This is a genomic window from Rhizobium sp. BIGb0125, from assembly GCF_024810055.1.
Taxonomy (GTDB): domain Bacteria; phylum Pseudomonadota; class Alphaproteobacteria; order Rhizobiales; family Rhizobiaceae; genus Agrobacterium.
In genome coordinates this window covers 1-1,010 of record NZ_JANUDV010000018.1, presented here as the reverse complement: position 1 = coordinate 1,010, position 1,010 = coordinate 1, and the positions used below count along the sequence as shown (strand labels likewise).

Genomic DNA, 1,010 nt, shown 5'->3' with positions numbered 1-1,010 from the left:
CCAGCGCCGACGGTACGGCCGCCTTCGCGGATAGCGAAGCGCAGCTTTTCTTCCATCGCGATTGGAACGATCAGTTCGACTTCAACGGTAACGTTGTCGCCTGGCATAACCATTTCCGTGCCTTCTGGCAGCGAAACGATACCGGTAACGTCAGTTGTACGGAAGTAGAACTGAGGACGGTAGTTCGTGAAGAACGGTGTATGACGGCCGCCTTCTTCCTTTGTCAGGATGTAGGCTTCTGCCATGAACTTCTTGTGAGGCTTAACAGAACCTGGCTTGCAAAGGATCTGACCACGCTCAACGCCGTCACGGGTAACGCCGCGAACCAGTGCACCGATGTTGTCGCCAGCCTGGCCCTGATCGAGCAGCTTGCGGAACATTTCAACGCCGGTAACAGTCGTCTTAGACGTCGCCTTGATGCCGACGATTTCAACTTCTTCACCAACCTTGACGATACCGCGCTCAACGCGACCGGTAACAACAGTACCACGGCCAGAGATCGAGAACACGTCTTCGATTGGCATCAGGAACGGCTGGTCGATTGGACGCTCTGGTGTTGGGATGTAGGCGTCAACCTGAGCCATCAGCTCACGAATAGCGTCTTCACCGATCTTCTTGTCAGAATCGTTAAGAGCAGCAAGAGCCGAACCCTTAACAACAGGAACGTCGTCGCCTGGGAAGTCGTAGGAAGAAAGAAGTTCACGAACTTCCATTTCTACGAGCTCGAGCAGTTCTTCGTCGTCGACCTGGTCAACCTTGTTGAGGAACACGACCAGAGCAGGAACGCCAACCTGACGAGCAAGCAGGATGTGCTCGCGGGTCTGTGGCATTGGGCCGTCAGCAGCCGAGCAAACCAGGATCGCGCCGTCCATCTGGGCAGCACCGGTGATCATGTTCTTCACGTAGTCGGCGTGGCCGGGGCAGTCAACGTGTGCGTAGTGACGGTTAGGCGTCTCATACTCAACGTGGGCTGTCGAAATGGTGATACCACGAGCCTTTTCTTCAGGAGC

At 55.4% G+C, this 1,010-nt stretch carries 1 protein-coding gene; it reads right to left on the bottom strand.

Translation table 11 applies throughout. The features are described from left to right. On the bottom strand, positions 1-1,010 hold a 1,010-nt coding region (gene tuf / locus M2418_RS25680; protein ID WP_259149880.1), incomplete at both ends, for an elongation factor Tu.